Origin of the sequence: Lactococcus sp. EKM203L, assembly GCF_011800585.1 — a bacterium.
In the GTDB taxonomy this organism is placed as follows: domain Bacteria; phylum Bacillota; class Bacilli; order Lactobacillales; family Streptococcaceae; genus Lactococcus; species Lactococcus lactis.
Genome location: NZ_JAALEQ010000001.1, coordinates 230,072 through 249,041 on the forward strand (window position 1 = coordinate 230,072; position 18,970 = coordinate 249,041).

Sequence of the window (18,970 nt, forward strand, 5' to 3'; positions counted from 1 at the left end):
GTGAGAATTTATTTTGTACGACATGGTAAGACGGAGTGGAACTTGGCGCGACGTTTGCAAGGACAAAAAGGAGATTCACCTTTATTGCCAGAATCTTATGAAGCGATTGAACGAGTTCATAAGTTTTTAGAACCAATTGAATTTGACAAGGTTTTGTCGAGTCCACAAAAAAGAGCTTTGATTACGGCAGATTTACTGACAAATCAAAGTGTGAGTACTGACAAACGATTGTCAGAATGGAATTTCGGGGAATTAGAGGGTTGGTTCATTAGCGATGCAATTGCTAAATATCCTAAAGAAATGCATGATTCACGTTTTGAGTTGGATCAATTTGATGGAAGTGTTTTTGGAGCTGAATCTGTGAGTTCTGTCTTGAATCGCTTTGATTCTTTGGCTCAGGATTTGTTGAATTCTAAAATGGACAATGTACTTTTAGTTGGTCACGGGGCTTCTGGAACGGCTGGAATGCGTCATTTAGCTGGCTTTCCAATTGCTGAATTACGTTCAGTTGGTGGTTTAGCCAATAATACGGTCACTGTTTTAGAATCAAATGCTGGCCATTTTGACTTAAAAATTTGGGATAAACAGCTATGATTGAAAAAACTTATTTTACTGGTTCGATTGAGGCAATATTTTTCTCCAATCCCAGTAATTTTTATAAAGTTCTACTCATTGAAATTGATGAAACTAATGCTGAATATGATGATTTTGAAATTGTGGTTAACGGGACAATTGGAGATGTGGTTGAAGGAGATTCTTATACATTTTATGGTCAATTGACGCAGCATCCTAAATATGGGGAACAATTACAGGTCAGTCAATATGAAAAAGCAGTGCCGACTTCTGGTGCTGGTTTAGTTAAATATTTTTCTTCAGATAAATTTCCTGGAATTGGTAAGAAAACGGCAGAAAAAATTGTTGAAACTTTTCCTGAAAATACGGTAGATTCAATTTTAGAAGCACCGGAAAAATTGGATGGTCTATTGACTCTAGCCAGAAAAAATTCATTTATCAAACGATTACGTGAGAATCATGGAATGGAAAAAGTGCTGACCAAGCTTGCAGAATATGGCTTACCAAGCAAAATCACTTTTCAAATTTATGAACTTTATAAAGAAGAAACGATTGAAAAAATTGAGGAAAATCCTTATCAGCTTGTGGAAGATGTTAAGGGAGTTGGTTTTAAAACAGCTGATAAGATTGCAAGTAGTTTAGGAATTGAAGCGGATAGCCCTAATCGATTTCGAGCGGCATTGATGCATGAGGTCAATACACATTCGCAATCAACAGGTGATACTTACATTGAAGCCAAAAATTTACTTGAGATGACGATAGACTTACTTGAAGAAGCTCGTAATGTCGAGGTCAATCCGTCTGCTGTTGCGGAGGAAATTAATGGTTTAATTGTTGATGGAAAAGTGCAACAAGAAGGAACAAAAATATTTGAGAATTCCTTGTACTTCGCTGAGGACGGGATTCGGAAATCACTGACAGCATTAACTAATCGTTCGGGTAAAGATTTTGCTGATGAAAAGTTACTGACAGTATTGGCTGAAGTTGAAAGAGATTTAGAAATTACTTATGATGATTTGCAAAAGCAAGCCATTATTAGTGCAATGAATCAGCAATTTTTCATTTTGACTGGTGGACCAGGAACTGGTAAAACAACAATTATCAATGGTTTTATTGAAACTTATGCCCGTATTCATCAGCTAGATTTGGACCCAGACCATTATAATGATGATGTCTTTCCTATATTACTGGCAGCACCGACTGGTCGAGCTTCAAGACGGATGAATGAGTTGACTGGTCTTCCAGCAGCGACGATTCACCGCCATTTGGGTTTGGGACAAGATGAAGCAGAAGATGCTCTTGGAAATGAATTGTCTGGTGCTCTTTTGATTGTTGACGAATTTTCTATGGTTGATACTTGGTTAGCTAATAAACTTTTTCAAGCGATTCCTGGTTCAATGAAAGTTCTCCTTGTTGGAGATGCTGACCAGCTTCCTTCTGTGGGGCCAGGACAAATTTTTGCGGATTTACTAAAAATTCCAGAAATTCCGTCAGTAAAATTGGATAAGATTTTTCGTCAAGGGGATGATTCTACCATTACTGATTTAGCTCACCACATCAAAGATGGGCAATTGCCAAGTGATTTCACGGCGAAAAAACCTGACCGTTCTTATTTTGAAATCAGTGCTAATTTTGTTCCTCAGATGGTTGAACAAATCGCAAGTGCATGGCAAAAAAGAGGGAATAATCCTTTTGAATTACAAATCTTAGCGCCTATGTATAAAGGAATGGCCGGAATTAATGCAATGAATGTTCTTTTGCAAAATCTCTTTAATCCGCTTAACGACCGACTTGAATTCGCTTTGGGTGATATGAAATTTCGTGAAGGAGATAAAGTTCTTCATTTAGTAAATGATGCTGAGGCCAATGTATTTAACGGAGATTTGGGACAAATCGTAGAATTGATTGCAGCAAAATATACTGACAGTAAACAAGATGAGTTGGTGATGGATTTTGATGGTCAAGAATTGACTTATCCAAGAGCGGAGTGGTATAAAATTACTCTGGCTTATGCTATGTCCATTCATAAATCTCAAGGTTCGGAGTTTTCCACAGTTATTGTGCCGATGGTTTCTTCGTATTCACGGATGTTAGAGCGAAATTTGCTTTATACGGCAATTACAAGGGCTAAACAAAGTCTGATTTTACTTGGTGAAGAACGAGCTTTTGCACAAGCGGTGGCGCGTGAAGGGGCGAATCGAAAGACCTATCTGATTGAGCGATTTATGGGAGAAAATCCAGCGGCTAAAAATCTGTCAGTAGAAATTGTGAGTGAAAAAGTTACTGACAAAAAAGAAATATCTGACAAAGAGAAGAAGCCTGCAGCGCCAGTAGAATTACAAGGGCAAATTCGTTCTGTCAGTAAAAAAATGCCAGCACAAGTAGAAGAAATTTCTTTATTTGAAGATGAAGAAATTGAAACACTGGATAAGGGAAGCTTGACAGAAGCACTTATTTTGTCAGGAAATTTTGACCCTTTAATTGGTTTAACTCAACAAGACTTTGCAATCTTTAATAAATAAAAAAATACTGACAGAAATTGCTGTCAGTATTTTTTTGTTTCTATCAGTACTTTTTGATATAAAAAAATCTGCCAAAGAGACAGACATTTTTAATTAGCCAAGTTTAGCAGCAAGACGTGCTTTATCACGTGATGCTTTGTTAGCATGGATAAGGCCTTTTGAAGCAGCTTTATCAATTGATGAAGAAGCAGCTCTGTAAAGTTCTTCAGTAGGTGCAGCTTCAAATTTTTTGATAAGAGTACGCATTGCAGATTTTTGTTGTGCGTTGCGTTCGTTTGCTACTTTATTCAATTCAGCACGTTTGATTGCAGATTTAATGTTTGCCATTTTTTGTCTCCTTTTATTACTTTTCATAGAAAAGCGGTTGATGTGATGTCCCAGGTGGGCACACTACACCCTCCAAGATTTTTCTAATACCTATCAATTATACAGGAAATTTGAGTTTTTGTAAACTATCGGCCTTACTTTTTTAGAAAAAATAGAAAAAATATTTTTTACTAAAATAATAAATAAATAAAAATGGAAATCAAGTAAAATAGCAAATTTTCAAAATTTTACAAGCATTAAAAATAAATTTCTAAGCATTTAAAAAGAAAAATTTAATCTAAAAACTAAGTAAATCGTATTGACAAAGAGAATTATCGTGTTATAATCAAGTCATGAATTTAGAAGAAAAGCCGTGGTTTAACGACGCAGAATATATGAGTTATGTCGGTCATCTATTAGAAATGGATGAGCTTAAAAAGCTTGATGGGATTACACATCACTATACTTCAACACGCTTGCAACATTGCTTAAGAGTAAGTTATGTCAGCTATCTCATTGCGAAAAAACGTGGCCTCAATGCTAAAGCTACAGCTAGAGCTGGACTTTTGCATGACCTTTTCTATTATGATTGGCGCAATACAAAATTTGCTAAGAGCCATGCCTATGTGCATCCTCATATCGCCTACCGTAATGCGCGTAAACTGACAACCTTGTCAGCTCTTGAAAAAGACATAATCATCAAACATATGTTCGGTGCGACAATCAATCCGCCACGCTATAAAGAAAGTTGGATTGTTACTGCTGTTGATAAATATGTAGCTACCCTTGAAGGGTCAGTTAACCTCAAGTACAAATGGAATCGCCGTAAGCATTTTAAACGTTTACCTTATTTCAGTATTGATTAAAAAAGTAAAAAATAAAACCTATCCATTGATAGGTTTTTTATTTAGAAATAAGTCTGTCAGTAAAATAAAGCAAGTCTTGTCAGAGATTTTTCATAATATGATAAAATTAGTATGTAAGCAATAAATTCCATTGCACTAAAATAAGGAGGTATTTTATGAAAAATGTAAAAGTATTTTATAATGAAAAATCTGGTAATAATGATGAAGACAAAGTTTTGAAAACAATTAAGGACTTTTTTGCAAGACCAGAAAATTCAGCCTCTAAACTTGAATTTATCAACCCAGAAAGCCCAGAGGATGCAATCCATCTTGCTAAAAAAGCCAGTCAAGACCAAACAGACCTTGTGGTTGCTTTAGGTGGCGATGGAACCATCAATAAAATTTGTGGAGGAGTATTTGAAGGAGGAGCAAAACCGATTCTAGGCATTGTTCCTAATGGTACGGTTAATAATTTATCAAAATCACTTCATATTCCGCAAAAATTAGAAGAAGCACTTAATAATTTAAGTCAAGGCAAAATTCAAAAATTTGATATTGCCAAAGTCAATAATGATTATATGACATCAAGTTTAACATTAGGGATTTTAGCAGATATTGCCCAAAATGTCAGCGGCTCTGAGAAGAAAAAATTTGGACCTTTAGCTTATCTAAAAGATGCTTATAAAGTTATTCGCTATAATAAAACCTATCGAATTAAAGTAAAATATAATGGTAAAACCAAGTCATTAAGAACGAAACTATTATTGATTACAATGACAGATACAATTGGTGGAATGCAAGCTTTGGCCCCCAAAGCTAAAGTTGATGATGGACTTATCCGTGTTTATTCATTAAAAGAAATCAATTTATTTAACATTCTTTTTCATTTGAACAAACTTCGCCGAGGAAAATTTGATGATTTTCTTGAAATGACTCATTTTGATACTGACCATTTAGAGATTCTCACACATTCAAAGAAAAAGAAAGATAATCCATATTCAAGAATTGATGGGGATAAAAGTGATCCGCTTCCATTAGATATCAAGGTTTATCGAAAAGCACTGACAACCCTTGTTCCTAAAAGTGAATAAAAGGCTGTCAGTAAATAATAGAAATAAAAAATCAGACCTAAGACTGATGACAAAAAGCCCAATTTTTGGTAAAATAGTCTTAGAATTAAATTAAAAAGGGAGGCCAAATATAATGAAAAATATGAATGATAATGATGTTATCTTTGACCAAAGAAGCGATGGATTGAATGCATTTTTCAGTAAAATTTATGCGTTGATGGGAGCAGGAGTATTAGTTTCTGCACTCGTTTCTTGGATAATGATTACATTTTTCTTAGATAACATGACAGCAATTCTCCAAAGTGGAAGTTTATTCTTCCTTGTACTCTGGATTATTCCTTTAGTGATGGTAGTATCACTTCAAGGGTTAGCAATGAAAAACTCAAAAATGGCACTACCGATTTTTATCGGTTATGCGGCATTTATGGGATTCTTGATTAGCTTCACTCTTTTGATGTATACCGCCACTGATATTACTTTAGCCTTTGTTACGGCAGCAGCAATGTTCTTTGGTTTATCTGTTTATGGACGATTTACTAAACGTAATTTATCGGCAATGGGTAAAGCATTTGGTGTTGCAGTCTGGGGTTTGATTGTAGCGATGTTCCTTAATTTCTTCATTGGTGGTACAATCCTTACAATCCTTATTAGCCTAGTAGGTGTTGTGATTTTCGCAGGGCTTATCGCTTGGGATAATCAAAAAATTACACAGGTTTATAATGCAAACAATGGACAAGTAAGTGATGGTTGGGCAATTTCAATGGCACTTTCACTCTATCTTGACTTCATCAACATGTTCCTCTTCCTGCTCCGTATCTTCGGTATCGCAGGTGGAAATCGTGATTAAGAAAAAATTACTGACAACACATCTGTCAGTAAAAATAATAAAAAAACTCTGCTGTCAGCAGAGTTTTTTCCTTTCATAAATCTTTGACAATCACATAATTAATTTCCAAAGGACCATGAAGTCCAACCACAAGTTGCATCTCAATATCACCAGAATTTGAGGGGCCAGAAATAAAATGAAGGGTTGACCCAGGCTTCTTATGTTCATCAAACCAAGCCGCAGCTTGGGTAGAACGAGGAACCATACGACTTAGTGGAATTACAGAAATATAATGAGTGGGTAAGAAGTGTAAAGAACGCCCTTGGCCAGCTTCTGATTCGACTACAATCGTTGCTGATTCAGCGAGGAAAAATTTAGGAACAGCCACGACAACATTAGAATTTTGGGCAGCATTAATATTTTCATCACGATTTTCTTTACCAATTTTCCACTTCACCAATTGGTCTGAAATAACATTCACTCCTAATTTTTCAAATTCATCTGTTGAAGGAATCATGACTTGTCCGCCACCAGATTTTTCAATTAATTGGCGAATCACTTCATTCATTTCAAAAGAAGAGGTTTCAATTAAATTAGCAGAAACTCGGCTGGCTTGCTCCTTAGCAATATCCAATAATTCCTCAGTAGTTAAATGAGCCAAATGTGTCTCAGGCAAATCTGAAATTGGAACATAAGGTTCAAATGGAAGTTCTACACCCCCACGTTTTTCAAATAAAGTTTCTAAAAATTTACTTCGATTTTCAATAGTTCCTGTCATATTTATTTACCTGCCTTATGTTTTTTATACCACTGACGAAATTGTTCTTTATGTGGCGGAGCAATTGGCAAATCTCGGACATCTGTCCAACCTTTAGCTAGAGCAGGAGCTTTTCTAACGGCGCCATAGTTAAATAAAGAACCCTCAACGCTGACCTCCTTAGCTTTGGGTAACATATTAAGACCAGTGTGAGCCATATTTATTGCCATCCCAAATAGTGCTGGGCTACTTGTTCCTTTCCCAATCGTATTCATTTCAAAATTGACAAAAGAGCCATCATGATGCATTGAAAGATCATCTTCCATCACTTTGCGATGTTCAATTAAAAGTTCATGCAAAGGGATTTTTACCGGACAAGTTTCAGTACATGCCCCACATAAGGTTGAAGCATAAGGTAAATCACCATATTGTTCATAACCTCCTAAAACGGGAGAGAGAACTGAACCGATTGGTCCAGGATAAATCGAACCATAAGCATGTCCACCAATTTGACGATAAACTGGGCAAACATTCAGACAAGCACCACAACGAATACATTGTAAAACAGCTTCAAAAGCAGTTCCAATCGCATTTGAGCGTCCATTATCAACAATGACAACATGAAAATCCTCAGGACCATCGGATTCGTCGTCGGCCTGTTGACCGGCAAAAGTGACATAAGTTGTCAGTTTTTGACCAACGGCAGAACGAGCAAGCATATTATCTAAAATTTCAGCTTCTTTGATTGATGGAACAATCCGTTCCATTCCCATCAGAACAATTTGTGTCTTAGGAATTGAAATTGTTAAATCAGCATTTCCTTCATTGGTCGATAAATTAATGTCACCAGTGTTGGCAATGGCAAAGTTACAACCGGTAATTCCGACTTCAGATTTTAAGAAAAGCTTACGCATGGTATCCCTAGCACAGCGAGCCAAATTAACTGGATTATTATCACCTTCATAGCCTAATTTTTTAGCAAATATTTCACGAATTTGATCACGATTTTTGTGCAAGGCTGGAAAAACAATATGTGAAGGCTCATCCCAATCAGCGACTTGCAAAATAAATTCAGCCAAGTCTGTTTCCAAAATATCCATATCATCAGAAAGCGAAACGAGCATTGGGTCAATGTCAACTTCCGTGGTCACCATTGATTTTGATTTGACAATCTTTTTCGCGTTTTTTTCAAGAACAATCCGTTTAACATAATCATTGGCTTCTTTAGCATCAGCGGCAAAGAAAACATGACCGCCACGAGCCGCAACATTATCTGAAAACTCTGTCAGATAATGGGGTAAATATTTTAAAGTATGTTGACGAATGGATTCAGCAATATCACGCCATTCTTGCCAATTTCCAAGCTCATCACGCGCAGATTCTCTTTTCTCCCATTGGGCATCCTGCGCTTTGGCTACCGCAGCTTTAGCAAACTGGTCTTTTTTACTCTCTTCTAAACGTTCAGCGAAAGTTTTTGTACTTGTAGAAAGTCCCATTTTCTCCCCCTATGCTTTGATAAATGCTGGGTTTTTCACAGCATCTATTCTTTCTAAATCGACATTTGTGTTTAAAATTTCAGCAATATGCATCACTCTTATTTTTTTACCTTCGCGATTCAATTTTCCACCAATATTCATCAAGCAGCCTAAGTCAGCAGAAATTAAGATTTCAGCACCAGTTGATAGAATATCGTTTGTTTTTTCAGTGACCATCATCTCTGAAATCTCAGGAGATTTAACTGAAAAAGTTCCGCCAAAGCCACAACAATTTTCCAAATGAGGAAGAGAAAGAACTTCAAGCCCTTTGACTTTATCCAATAAAATGAATGGAGCTTCTCGTTCACCTAGAATTCTAGTCATGTGGCAAGAACGATGATAAGTTGCTTTTTCACCATTAAATGTGGCACCAAGATCTTCAAGACCTAAAACCCGATAAAGAAATTGGGTGAATTCATAGGATTTATTTGCTAAATCAATTGCTTTTTGTTTATATGGGTCACCTTCATCGAACATATGGGGATATTCTGTAAACATCCCTGAGCAAGAACCAGCAATCCCAACGACATAATCAGAAGATTCAAAAGCATCAATCTGATTTTTGATTGTTGGCATGGATTCTTTAACTAACCCTGAATTATAAGTAGGTTGTCCACAACAAATTTGTTCTTCTGGCAAATCTGTTTCAATCCCCAAACGTTCAAGGACTTCAACCATGGCAATTCCAACTTGTGGAAACATCAGGTCCATCACACAAGTGGAGAATATTGAAACTTTCATAAGCACTCCTTAGTATTTTGAAATCTTTGTTAAAAACTAGACATCTCCTAGAGATGTATGCTCTTTCATTATAAGCTGATTTATTTACATTTTCAAAAAAAGGAGCTGTCAAAAGAATTTGACAGACTGTCGTTTAAAAATTATTTTGTAAAAATAAAAATACTAATCATTGATTGGTATTTATTTATTCGGGGTTAAAAAAAGTTTTTCAAGCTGTCTAGCTACACCATCCTCATCATTTGTCCAAGGAAGAATTTCACTGGCATAAGGAGTAAGTCTAGCAGAGGCATTTTTCATAGCATAAGCATTGGGAGCTAATTTAAACATTTCAATATCATTATGTTCATCTCCAAAAGCAATAAGATTCTCTAAAGGAATATCAAGAACTTTAAGTAGATGATTAAGACCAGAGGCTTTGGAAATTCCTTTAGGAACAACTTCTAATATGCCATTCGGTCCACCCCAAACGCCGACATCTATCTTGCCATTATAATGACGTTTCATTTCCTCTGCCAATGCTAATTTATCTTTTTGGCGAGTGGAAAGGAGTACTGCATGAGGATTTTCAGTAACTCGGTCTGCACGAAGTCGATTATAGGGTTGAAATTTTTCTACACCAAAGAGCTTGGGCTCGACATTACGGAAAGTGTTTAGAAAGAACTTTCGACGATATTCAACGGCAAAGAAATGGAGATTAAAATTTTGTTGGTGCCTCAAAAGGTCAAAAATGAAGGAACGATCAATATAATAAGATTTTGTATGTTCCCAGTTTTTATCATTAGGCATTGAAATCAAAGCCCCATTAAAGTTAATGACTGGACTTGTCAACTCAAGCTCGCGATAGACATCTAAAGACATTCTAAAAGGGCGTCCGGTTGTGATACAGATAATATGTCCGAGTGATTCTACCTGTTTAAAAATATATTTGGTATAACGGCTGATTGAACGTCCATCAGACTGCAAAGTAGTACCATCTAAATCAATTGCAATCAGTTTACGTTCTTTGTAGTTCTCCATTCAAACTCCCCTTATTCTAAAATTTATTTGTCAATTCATTCATTATATCATAGTTAGAAGCAGGAGCGGAACTCTACCATGTTCTACGAACAAGAAAGCACTTTTTAAAAAACTTGTTCGTCATTACCGAACAATTAAAGGATTTAGAGTAGTTTTTATGCTAAATTTCTTGTTTCCTTAACTAAAACTGATTAGAATAATAATATAATGTTTTTTATTTTATGACGTGTTTGCTTAAAAAGCAAAGACAACTTTTTATCAAAGGGTTGAAATTTTAATCACAGACCCTAAAAGGAGAAATTATTCGTGAACAAGTTCTTTAAACTTGAAGAAAACGGCACAACAGTTGGCCGTGAAATAATGGCTGGTTTGACTACATTCTTTGCTATGAGTTATATCCTCTTTGTTAACCCACAAGTTTTGGGTACAACAGGAATGCCTGTCCAAGCAGTTTTCTTAGCAACTATTTTGGCCTCTATTGTTGGGACACTTGCAATTGCCTTAATCGCTAATGTTCCCTACGCTTTGGCACCCGGAATGGGTCTAAATGCATTCTTTGCTTACACTGTTGTATTATCGCTTGGTTATACTTGGCAAGAAGCTTTGGCAATGGTTTTCATTTGTGGGATTATCAATATTATTATTACTTTTACTTCCATTCGTAAAGCAATCATTCTTGGAATTCCTGAAAGTTTACAACACGCAATTGGTGGTGGTATCGGTATTTTCATTGCCTATATTGGGATTAAAAATGCAGGAATTTTGCGTTTTATCGCTGACCCAGGAACTTATGTGAACAACCATGGAACTATTACAGCAAATTCATCAATTGTTCCAGAACTTGTAACTTTTGATAACCCAGGCGTATTAGTCGCACTTGTTGGGATTGTAGTGACAATGTTCTTTGTTATTCGTAAATGGCGTGCAGGAATTTTACTTTCAATCTTAGTAACAACTATCTTAGCTCTTTTGACTGGTGTAGTTAAAGTTGATGTGAATACTTTATTTGCTGAAAACAACTTAGGAACAGCTATCAATCAAATGGGAACAACCTTTGGTGCTGCTTTTGGTCCAAAAGGTTTTGTCTCTTTATTCTCAGACTCATCACGTTATATTGAAGTTTTGATGACAGTCCTTGCTTTCTCATTGACATCTATCTTTGACCCAATTGGTACCTTTATTGGAACAGGTCGCGCAACAGGAATCTTTACAGATGAAGATTTGAAAGATATGGAAACAAGTCATGGTTTCTCTTCTAAAATGGATAAAGCTTTGTTTGCTGACATGATTGCCACTCCAATCGGAGCAATTTTCGGAACATCAAATACAACTGTTTATGTGGAATCTGCAGCCGGAATTGGTGCAGGGGGACGTACTGGTCTTGCATCTGTGGTAACAGCAATTATGTTTGCTATCTCAAGTTTATTCTTACCACTTCTTGCAATTGTTCCAACACAAGCAACTGCACCAATCTTGATTATTGTTGGGATGATGATGCTTGGTTCATTTAAAGAAATTAAATGGGGTGATTTGACTGAAGCAATTCCTGCTTTCTTTGCCTCAGTATTTATGGGACTTGCTTACTCAATCTCTTATGGGATTGCAGCTGGTTTCATCACTTACATTCTGGTCAAACTGTTCACAGGAAAAGTGAAAGAAGTAAAACCTGTCATTTGGGTTGTTGCACTTTTATTCTTGATTAACTTCGCTGTTTTGGCAGTACTTTAAAAACTTAAGATTCGTCAGTAAATGACGGGTCTTTTTTACTCACAGCTTTAGTCGCAAGCCAATGAAACAAATATAATGCATATCTAAAGATAAAAAAATTACTGCTTTGGCTAATTTATGCTAAAATCAAATTAAAGAGTATTGAATGTAAAAAATGTGAGTAATCTAAAGAAATATGTGAGAAGCAAAGCATGAAAAAAAATATTTCTCTTATTGTGAGTTTTATTGGTGTATTTATAATTGGTGTTATTATTGGGCGGTTTATTTTAGCTCCCCACCCACCTTTAGCGGATGATAATCGTCCGGTCTATCCTACTATTTATATTACAGGTTCTGATGGCAAAGCATCAACTATGAATACTATGGTTAATGATGTAACTTCTGATCGAGATACTCGGGCTAGAAAGGGACTGACAATCGTCGTTGATACAGATAATAATTATTCACTTAAAGTGACTGGTAAAATTGATAAGCATAATACATATCCAACGATAGAAGTGGGAATGGTCAAAGGGACCAATAATTCTTTGAAGTACGAGGGTTCTTTAAAAGCGATTATGTCTTATCTTGGTAAGCATTATAATATTCCTTATGCGAATGTTTTAGGATATTCTGCAGGAGGTTCAGGTGTTTACCGTTATTTAATTGAATATGGATATGACCGTAGCCTTCCTCCAATAAAAAAATGGGTCTCTCTTGATGGTCAATTTAATGCCAGTACTCCACAACCGGATCAAACGCTAGCCCAAGTTTTGACGGATGGTCCTAAAGTTAAGACGAAATATTATGATTATTGGTTGCAAAATTATGAACGAGTTGATAAAAGTATTCAAGCGGTGTTGCTTGCGGGAGATTACGATAGTGAAAAGCAAACCGATGGTACAGTTCCTTGGGCGGATAGTTTTTCAATCTATCGTTTACTGATGAAAAATGGAAATTCTGTAGTTCATTATCTTATTAAGGGCAAAGATACATCACATGCTGAAATGCCTCATAATAAACAAGCAATCAATTATATTAAAGTGTTCTTTTATGAATAAAAAGAACGTTAAAAATTTTAAATTGAAATGACTTTTCATAAAGGTCATTTTTTATTATTAAATCTAGGCTAAATACAAGATATAGTTTACAAAATTTATTCAAAAGAAGACTTGGCGCAATTGATTGACAGTTTGCTTCAAGTCAAGGTATAATAACAGCATGGATATAAAGAATGGTTTATTTATTATTGGGGTAATCCCAACAATACTTTTTGCAGTATTGACGTTTATTTTTTGGTGGAAAATTAGAAAACTGAAGGATTTAAGAACGTTACGATTGGGGCGTTTATCATTTTTTGCTTTGCTCTTTTTGTGGATTACAATTAATGGAATTATTGGTTCAGGATTAGTATTAACCGAATTGCATCAAAATGTACTTTTATTATTACTTATTGCTGAAGCAGTTGTGATGTTCTTAATCATACCAATGATAATCGGTATTATTGTACCTATAAGTATCGTTGTGTTAACAATAAAGATGTGGCGCAGAGAATCAAAATCGATAGGGAATCTTTTATTGCCTATTGTTGTGTTGACCTTTTTAGTAGTTGACTGGATTCATCTTTCAATGGGCAGATTACCGGATAGTTGGATTTGGTTAAAAATATTAGGAATGGTTTATCCCATTCTTTCAATTTATCTTGCTTGGCAGTTTGGAATTTTCTTTTTATCAAGTTGGGTCTATGGTCGGCGTGTTCGAAAACAAAGAGCAAATTACTATGTTGTCCTAGGCGCAGGGTTAATTCAGGGAGAACATGTGGGTAAATTGTTAGGAAATCGAATTTTGGCAGCGGTCAAAGCTGTCCGCGATAATGAAACAATTTTAGTTTTTTCAGGTGGACAAGGTCCTGATGAGAAAGTTTCTGAAGCTAGAGCTATGCAACGGTATGCGGTTGAAGTTCTTGGTTTTCCGATTGAGCGGACAATGCTTGAAGATCAATCAAGAACAACTTACGAAAACCTGGTTTTTTCTTCTCAATTGATTAGGGAAAAATTTCTGTTCTTCACTTCTGATTACCATGTTTTTCGAGCAGCTCTTTTTGCAGCAATGTTAAAACTTGAAGCTCAAGGTGGGAAGGGTGGAAAGACAGCTATGTATTATCGTGTTCCAGCTTTTATTCGTGAATTTATTGCTGTTTTAAATTATGAAAAGAAAAAACATATGATACGAGTAGGAATCATTGTGGCTATCTTTTTGAGTATTGCTATTGTTTCACAAATTGGCTATTTTTGGAATCAAAGATAATAAAAAGTTACTGACAACTTTCTGTCAGTAACTTTTTTGGTTACAAATAAATACTTTTTTCGTATAGTAAGATATGTTGACAGCAATTGATGAAAATGGACAAGTAGTAAACTTATTAGAAATAGAAGTAAAAGAACTGACAGGAAAATATTTTTGTCCTTCTTGTAAATCAGAGTTATTTATAAAAAATGGTGAAATAAAGATGACTCACTTTGCTCATAAATCTCTCAAAGCTTGCGACTTATGGCTTGAAAACGAATCTGAACAACATTTAGGATTAAAAAAAGCACTCTATCAATGGTTTAAAAAAACTGATAAGGTGGAAATTGAAGCTTATATTCCTGAATTTAAGCAGAGGCCAGATTTATTGGTAAATGATAAAATAGCTATTGAAATTCAATGTTCTCATCTTTCTACGAAACGTTTAAAAGAAAGGACAGAGAATTATCAAGTCCACGGTTTTACGGTACTTTGGCTTATGGGGCAAGATTTATGGTTAAAAGAGCAAATAACAGAACTTCAAAAAAATCTAGTCTATTTTTCAGAAAATAGAGGTTTCTATTATTGGGAGTTAGATTTCAAAGCTCAGAAGATGAGATTAAAATCCCTGATTCATGAAGATTTGCGTGGAAAAATTATTTATTTACAAGAAGAAATTCCTTTTGGGGAAGGACGACTTATTGAGCAATTACGACTGCCTTTTTTATCACAAAAGTTACTGACAATACCACTTATTGTTGATCTTAAACTAGCAGAATTTATTCGTCAGCAACTTTATTATTGTTCACCAAAATGGTTGAAACTTCAGGAAAAATATTACCAAAGAGGTGAAAATTTGTTGAATTTGACTTTTGAACGTTCATTTATTGCTCCTTTGGGATTGAACTTACTTGAAGTTTTTGATGATAAAATTCCTTTACATAAATTTACTCAAATTAAGCAGAATATTAATCTTTATTATGAAAACTTTTTAATAAATTTTCAGCAAAATAGCTTTAAGGCAGTCTATCCTCCCCGTTTCTATGCTATAATGAAAAAGCAGAAGAAGGATATGAATGAATGAAATTCTGCTAATAAGTTTTTAATGTGAATAAAAATTAATTTGAGTAAAAAGGAGTGATCTTCATGGCTAAGAACAGAAATGAAATTCCTGAAAAATTAACTTGGGATTTGACAACAATTTATAAAACAGATAAAGAATGGGAAGCAGAGTTAACTAGAATAAAAAGTGAACTTTCACTCGTTGAAGAGACAGACCCCGGTCATTTACTTGATTCAGCTGAAAGTCTTCTGATAATTACCGAAAAAATGTTATCCATTTCTCAACAAGTTGAAAAACTATATGTTTATGCTTCAATGAAAAATGACCAAGATACCAGAGAGGCTAAGTATCAGGGGTATCAGTCAAAAGCAACAGCCCTCTATGTGAAATTCGGAGAGGTCTATGCCTTCTATGAACCTGAGTTTTTGAAAATTTCAAAAGAAGTCTATAACAAATGGTTGGGGGAGCTTAAAAAATTAAAAAACTATGACCATATGTTTGAGCGCCTTTTTGCAAAAAAAGCTCATATTCTTAGTCAAAAAGAGGAAAAGTTATTGGCTGCGGCTGGTGAAATTTTTGAAAGTCCTTCAGAAACTTTTGAAATTTTTGATAATGCGGATATTAAGTTACCTATGGTCAAAAATGAATCTGATGAGATGATCCAACTCACGCATGGAAATTACTCTTCCTTAATGGAAAGTAAGAATAGAGGAGTACGAAAAGCAGCCTATAAAGCACTTTATAGTAATTATGAACAATATCAGCATACTTATGCAAAGACCTTACAGACTAATGTAAAAGTCCATAATCTTAATGCCCAAATCCGCTCTTATGATTCAGCCCGTCAAGCTGCCCTGGCTAATAATTTTGTTCCAGAAAAAGTTTACGATGTTTTGATGGAGGCCATTCATCAACATTTGCCACTTTTACATCGTTATATTGAACTACGCAAGAAAATTTTAGGAATTACTGATTTAAAGATGTATGATATCTATACTCCATTATCTAATTTAGATTATAAATTTAACTATGAAGATGGAGTGAAAAAAGCAGAAGAAGTTTTAGCGATATTTGGTAAAGAATATAAAGGAAAAGTTAAAGCAGCTTTTGAACAAAGATGGATTGATGTCGAAGAAAATATCGGAAAACGTTCGGGTGCTTATTCAGGTGGATCTTATGATACCAATGCTTTTATGCTTCTAAATTGGCAAGAAACGTTAGATGATCTTTTTACTTTAGTTCATGAAATGGGGCACTCAATGCATAGTGCTTTCACGCGTGAAAACCAACCATATGTTTATGGGGATTATCCAATCTTTTTAGCTGAAATTGCCTCAACTACAAATGAAAATATTTTAACTGAAACTTTATTAAAGGAAAGTAAAGATGATAAGGAGCGCTTCGCCCTTTTGAACCACTGGCTTGATAGTTTCCGTGGAACTGTTTTCCGTCAGAGTCAATTTGCCGAATTTGAACAAAAAATTCATGAAGCAGATGCTGCCGGCGAAGTTTTAACAAGTGAATACTTAAACTCACTTTATGGCGAAATAAATGAAAAATACTATAATTTAGCAGCCAAAGAAAATCCAGAAATTCAGTATGAATGGGCTAGAATTCCGCATTTTTATTATAATTTCTATGTTTTTCAATACGCAACAGGTTTTGCTGCGGCAACTTTCTTAGCTGAAAAAGTTGTTCATGGTTCAGATGAGGATCGTCAAAAATATCTTGAATATTTGAAGGCAGGTTCCTCAGCTTATCCTTTAGAAGTAATTGCCAAAGCTGGAGTTGATATGGAATCTACCGATTATTTAGATGCCGCCTTTGAGTTTTTTAAAAATCGATTGAGTGAATTAGAAAAATTAGTTGAAAAAGGAGTTCATCTTTAAAAATGGTTGAAACATATAAACGTACAAGTAACCCCATGATGAATCGACCAGTTGTCAAAGCAGAATTAGTAGAATGGATGCGTTCAAGTCAAACACAAATAACCGGAGAACTTGCAGAAGTACTGAAATTTGCTAAAGAAAATAATATTCCAGTTATCCCACATGAGACAGTTATTTATTTTCAAATGTTGTTGAGTTTGTTGCAGCCAAAAAGAATTCTCGAAATCGGAACAGCAATTGGTTTTTCGGCTCTCATAATGGCTCAAGAGGTTCCAAATGCGGAGATTGTAACAATTGACCGTAATCCTGAAATGATTGAGTTAGCCAAAAAAAATCTGGGCAAGTATGACCATCGAAACCAAATTATTCTTAAAGAGGGTGATGCTGCAGATATTTTGAAAGAGTTATCGGGCTCATTTGATGTAATCTTTATGGACTCAGCTAAATCAAAATATATCGAATTCCTACCAATTGCTCTAGATCTACTATCTGAAAATGGAGTGATTTTAATGGATGATATTTTTCAAGGTGGAGAAATATTGACCCCAATTATGGAAATCAAAAGAAATCAGCGGGCGCTAGAGCGTGGCTTACGCAAGCTTTTTGATGAGGTCTTAGATAATCCGAAATATTTAACAAGTATTCTCCCACTTGGAGATGGCTTGTTGATGATAAAAAAAGCATAAATTAAACTTTTAGGTTGTCAATTCGCTGATTCATTTTTTGGTGTATTTAAAGCTTTATTTAATTTTTTATGATATAATTGCAACAAGTTAAAAATAAAAGGATGTTTTAGGACACATTAACTACAAACATCGAATCATGCGAAGGAGAATATCTTGAAATTCAAAAAACTCGGATTAGTTATGACTACTGTCTTTGCCGGAGCCGCATTGGTAACCTTATCTGGTTGCTCAAGTAGCGATTCAGCAAGCAAGGATATCATCACAATGAAAGGTGATACCATTCGCGTTTCTGATTTATACAAGGAAGCCAAACAATTTCCATCACAACCGACAAATACATTACTTCAAAATTTAACTTTTGACAAAATTTTTACTAAAGACTTTGGAAAAGAAGTAACCGATAAAGATGTCAGCAAAAAAGTTAAGTCAATTAAAGACCAATATGGTAGCCAATTTTCATCTGCTTTGCAACAACAAGGCTTGACTGAAGCAAGTTTCACACCATACATGCGTACACAAATGCTTGAACAAGCAGCGATTGACCATGAAATCAAAGAAACTCAATATACAGATGCTAATCTTAAAAAAGCTTGGGAATCTTACCATCCAGATGTAACAGCTTATGTTGTTTCTGAAACATCAAAAGATGCAGCAACAAAAGCGTTGGATGCCGCTAAAAAAGATGATGCTGGTAAAGCAAGCTTTGAAAAAACAAATGCTGAAAGCAAAGTAACATTTAATTCAACTTCAACAAGTGTTCCAACAGAAGTTCAAACAGCTGCTTTCAAATTGAAAAATGGCGAGTTTTCAGATGTCATTGAATCAACAAGTTCATCAACAGGTGCTACTTCATACTATATTGTCGAAATGGTAAAAACATCTGAAAAAGGAACTGACATGAACAAGTACAAAAAAGAACTTCAAAATGTCATTAAAACTGAAAAAGAACAAGATACAACATTTGTAAGTGGAGTTATTGCTAAATACCTCAAAAAGAATAACGTAACTGTGAAAGAATCTGCATTTGCATCACTCTTCTCACAATTTACACAAACATCAAGTTCTTCATCATCTAAATAATTTAGATAATAGAAATTAACTTTAAAGAGAGCTCTAAATGGTGAGAATGAGCAAGTTAAAAAAAGTG

At 35.0% G+C, this 18,970-nt stretch carries 17 protein-coding genes; 12 read left to right on the plus strand and 5 right to left on the minus strand.

The window, feature by feature from the left end:
* Together HFD15_RS01290 and HFD15_RS01295 are read left to right on the plus strand one after the other, a co-directional pair.
* A complete protein-coding gene (locus tag HFD15_RS01290) occupies positions 1-594 on the plus strand; it encodes a histidine phosphatase family protein (protein WP_010906114.1) in 594 nt (197 codons plus the stop codon).
* On the plus strand, positions 591-3,095 hold the full coding sequence (locus tag HFD15_RS01295) for an ATP-dependent RecD-like DNA helicase (protein ID WP_058208152.1): 2,505 nt from the start codon (positions 591-593) through the stop codon (positions 3,093-3,095). The genes HFD15_RS01290 and HFD15_RS01295 overlap by 4 nt, the downstream gene beginning before the upstream one ends.
* 93 nt (positions 3,096-3,188) lie before the next feature.
* Here HFD15_RS01295 and rpsT read toward each other — a convergent pair whose 3' ends face one another.
* Positions 3,189-3,422 (minus strand): 30S ribosomal protein S20, encoded by a 234-nt coding sequence (gene rpsT, locus HFD15_RS01300; RefSeq protein WP_010906113.1) that lies wholly within the window; start codon positions 3,420-3,422, stop codon positions 3,189-3,191.
* Positions 3,423-3,754: 332 nt separating this feature from the next.
* Here rpsT and HFD15_RS01305 point away from each other — a divergent pair, with 332 nt between their 5' ends.
* The 3 genes from HFD15_RS01305 (at position 3,755) to HFD15_RS01315 (ending at position 6,163) form a co-directional block, all read left to right on the plus strand.
* Positions 3,755-4,267, plus strand: a complete 513-nt coding sequence (locus tag HFD15_RS01305; RefSeq protein WP_003132795.1) for an HD domain-containing protein — start codon at positions 3,755-3,757, stop codon at positions 4,265-4,267.
* Positions 4,268-4,422: 155 nt separating this feature from the next.
* Positions 4,423-5,337, plus strand: a complete 915-nt coding sequence (locus HFD15_RS01310) for a diacylglycerol kinase family protein (RefSeq protein WP_058208151.1) — start codon at positions 4,423-4,425, stop codon at positions 5,335-5,337.
* 112 nt (positions 5,338-5,449) lie between these two features.
* Positions 5,450-6,163 carry a Bax inhibitor-1/YccA family protein gene (locus HFD15_RS01315; RefSeq protein ID WP_023188576.1) on the plus strand — a complete coding sequence of 238 codons (714 nt, stop codon included), beginning with the start codon at positions 5,450-5,452 and terminating at the stop codon, positions 6,161-6,163.
* A 73-nt stretch (positions 6,164-6,236) separates the two neighbouring features.
* On the opposite strand, the gene HFD15_RS01320 is transcribed toward HFD15_RS01315, so the two are convergent.
* From HFD15_RS01320 to HFD15_RS01335, 4 genes are all read right to left on the minus strand, one after another.
* Entirely contained in the window at positions 6,237-6,920 is a 684-nt protein-coding gene (locus tag HFD15_RS01320) for a lactate utilization protein C (protein ID WP_003130398.1), read from the minus strand.
* A gap of 2 nt (positions 6,921-6,922) precedes the next feature.
* Complete coding sequence (locus tag HFD15_RS01325; protein WP_003130400.1) at positions 6,923-8,395, minus strand: LutB/LldF family L-lactate oxidation iron-sulfur protein; 1,473 nt, start codon at positions 8,393-8,395, stop codon at positions 6,923-6,925.
* Positions 8,396-8,404: 9 nt separating this feature from the next.
* Positions 8,405-9,175, minus strand: coding sequence for a (Fe-S)-binding protein (locus HFD15_RS01330; RefSeq protein WP_039115804.1), 771 nt, complete (start codon positions 9,173-9,175; stop codon positions 8,405-8,407).
* Positions 9,176-9,355: 180 nt separating this feature from the next.
* Positions 9,356-10,192 (minus strand): Cof-type HAD-IIB family hydrolase, encoded by an 837-nt coding sequence (locus HFD15_RS01335; RefSeq protein WP_003130402.1) that lies wholly within the window; start codon positions 10,190-10,192, stop codon positions 9,356-9,358.
* 306 nt (positions 10,193-10,498) lie between these two features.
* Here HFD15_RS01335 and HFD15_RS01340 point away from each other — a divergent pair, with 306 nt between their 5' ends.
* The 7 genes from HFD15_RS01340 (at position 10,499) to HFD15_RS01370 (ending at position 18,903) form a co-directional block, all read left to right on the plus strand.
* Entirely contained in the window at positions 10,499-11,920 is a 1,422-nt protein-coding gene (locus tag HFD15_RS01340) for an NCS2 family permease (protein WP_167593252.1), read from the plus strand.
* 191 nt (positions 11,921-12,111) lie between these two features.
* Positions 12,112-12,960: an alpha/beta hydrolase gene (locus HFD15_RS01345; RefSeq protein ID WP_010906111.1), complete on the plus strand. Its 849-nt coding sequence runs from the start codon at positions 12,112-12,114 to the stop codon at positions 12,958-12,960.
* A 160-nt stretch (positions 12,961-13,120) separates the two neighbouring features.
* Complete coding sequence (locus HFD15_RS01350; RefSeq protein WP_012898312.1) at positions 13,121-14,206, plus strand: YdcF family protein; 1,086 nt, start codon at positions 13,121-13,123, stop codon at positions 14,204-14,206.
* Positions 14,207-14,279: 73 nt separating this feature from the next.
* Entirely contained in the window at positions 14,280-15,269 is a 990-nt protein-coding gene (locus tag HFD15_RS01355; RefSeq protein WP_012898311.1) for a competence protein CoiA, read from the plus strand.
* 62 nt (positions 15,270-15,331) lie between these two features.
* On the plus strand, positions 15,332-17,137 hold the full coding sequence (gene pepF / locus HFD15_RS01360; RefSeq protein WP_167593251.1) for an oligoendopeptidase F: 1,806 nt from the start codon (positions 15,332-15,334) through the stop codon (positions 17,135-17,137).
* A 2-nt stretch (positions 17,138-17,139) separates the two neighbouring features.
* A complete protein-coding gene (locus tag HFD15_RS01365; RefSeq protein WP_010906108.1) occupies positions 17,140-17,823 on the plus strand; it encodes an O-methyltransferase in 684 nt (227 codons plus the stop codon).
* 153 nt (positions 17,824-17,976) lie between these two features.
* Entirely contained in the window at positions 17,977-18,903 is a 927-nt protein-coding gene (locus HFD15_RS01370; protein WP_010906107.1) for a peptidyl-prolyl cis-trans isomerase, read from the plus strand.
* Positions 18,904-18,970: the final 67 nt, after the last annotated feature.

Bases quoted from the DNA above. Each gene is read 5' to 3' on its own strand.
- HFD15_RS01295 (WP_058208152.1), top strand. From the start codon at position 591: ATGATTGAAAAAACTTATTTTACTGGTTCGATTGAGGCAATATTTTTC.
- rpsT (WP_010906113.1), bottom strand. From the start codon at position 3,422: ATGGCAAACATTAAATCTGCAATCAAACGTGCTGAATTGAATAAAGTA.
- HFD15_RS01305 (WP_003132795.1), top strand. From the start codon at position 3,755: ATGAATTTAGAAGAAAAGCCGTGGTTTAACGACGCAGAATATATGAGT.
- HFD15_RS01310 (WP_058208151.1), top strand. From the start codon at position 4,423: ATGAAAAATGTAAAAGTATTTTATAATGAAAAATCTGGTAATAATGAT.
- HFD15_RS01315 (WP_023188576.1), top strand. From the start codon at position 5,450: ATGAAAAATATGAATGATAATGATGTTATCTTTGACCAAAGAAGCGAT.
- HFD15_RS01320 (WP_003130398.1), bottom strand. From the start codon at position 6,920: ATGACAGGAACTATTGAAAATCGAAGTAAATTTTTAGAAACTTTATTT.
- HFD15_RS01325 (WP_003130400.1), bottom strand. From the start codon at position 8,395: ATGGGACTTTCTACAAGTACAAAAACTTTCGCTGAACGTTTAGAAGAG.
- HFD15_RS01330 (WP_039115804.1), bottom strand. From the start codon at position 9,175: ATGAAAGTTTCAATATTCTCCACTTGTGTGATGGACCTGATGTTTCCA.
- HFD15_RS01335 (WP_003130402.1), bottom strand. From the start codon at position 10,192: ATGGAGAACTACAAAGAACGTAAACTGATTGCAATTGATTTAGATGGT.
- HFD15_RS01345 (WP_010906111.1), top strand. From the start codon at position 12,112: ATGAAAAAAAATATTTCTCTTATTGTGAGTTTTATTGGTGTATTTATA.
- HFD15_RS01350 (WP_012898312.1), top strand. From the start codon at position 13,121: ATGGATATAAAGAATGGTTTATTTATTATTGGGGTAATCCCAACAATA.
- HFD15_RS01355 (WP_012898311.1), top strand. From the start codon at position 14,280: ATGTTGACAGCAATTGATGAAAATGGACAAGTAGTAAACTTATTAGAA.
- pepF (WP_167593251.1), top strand. From the start codon at position 15,332: ATGGCTAAGAACAGAAATGAAATTCCTGAAAAATTAACTTGGGATTTG.
- HFD15_RS01365 (WP_010906108.1), top strand. From the start codon at position 17,140: ATGGTTGAAACATATAAACGTACAAGTAACCCCATGATGAATCGACCA.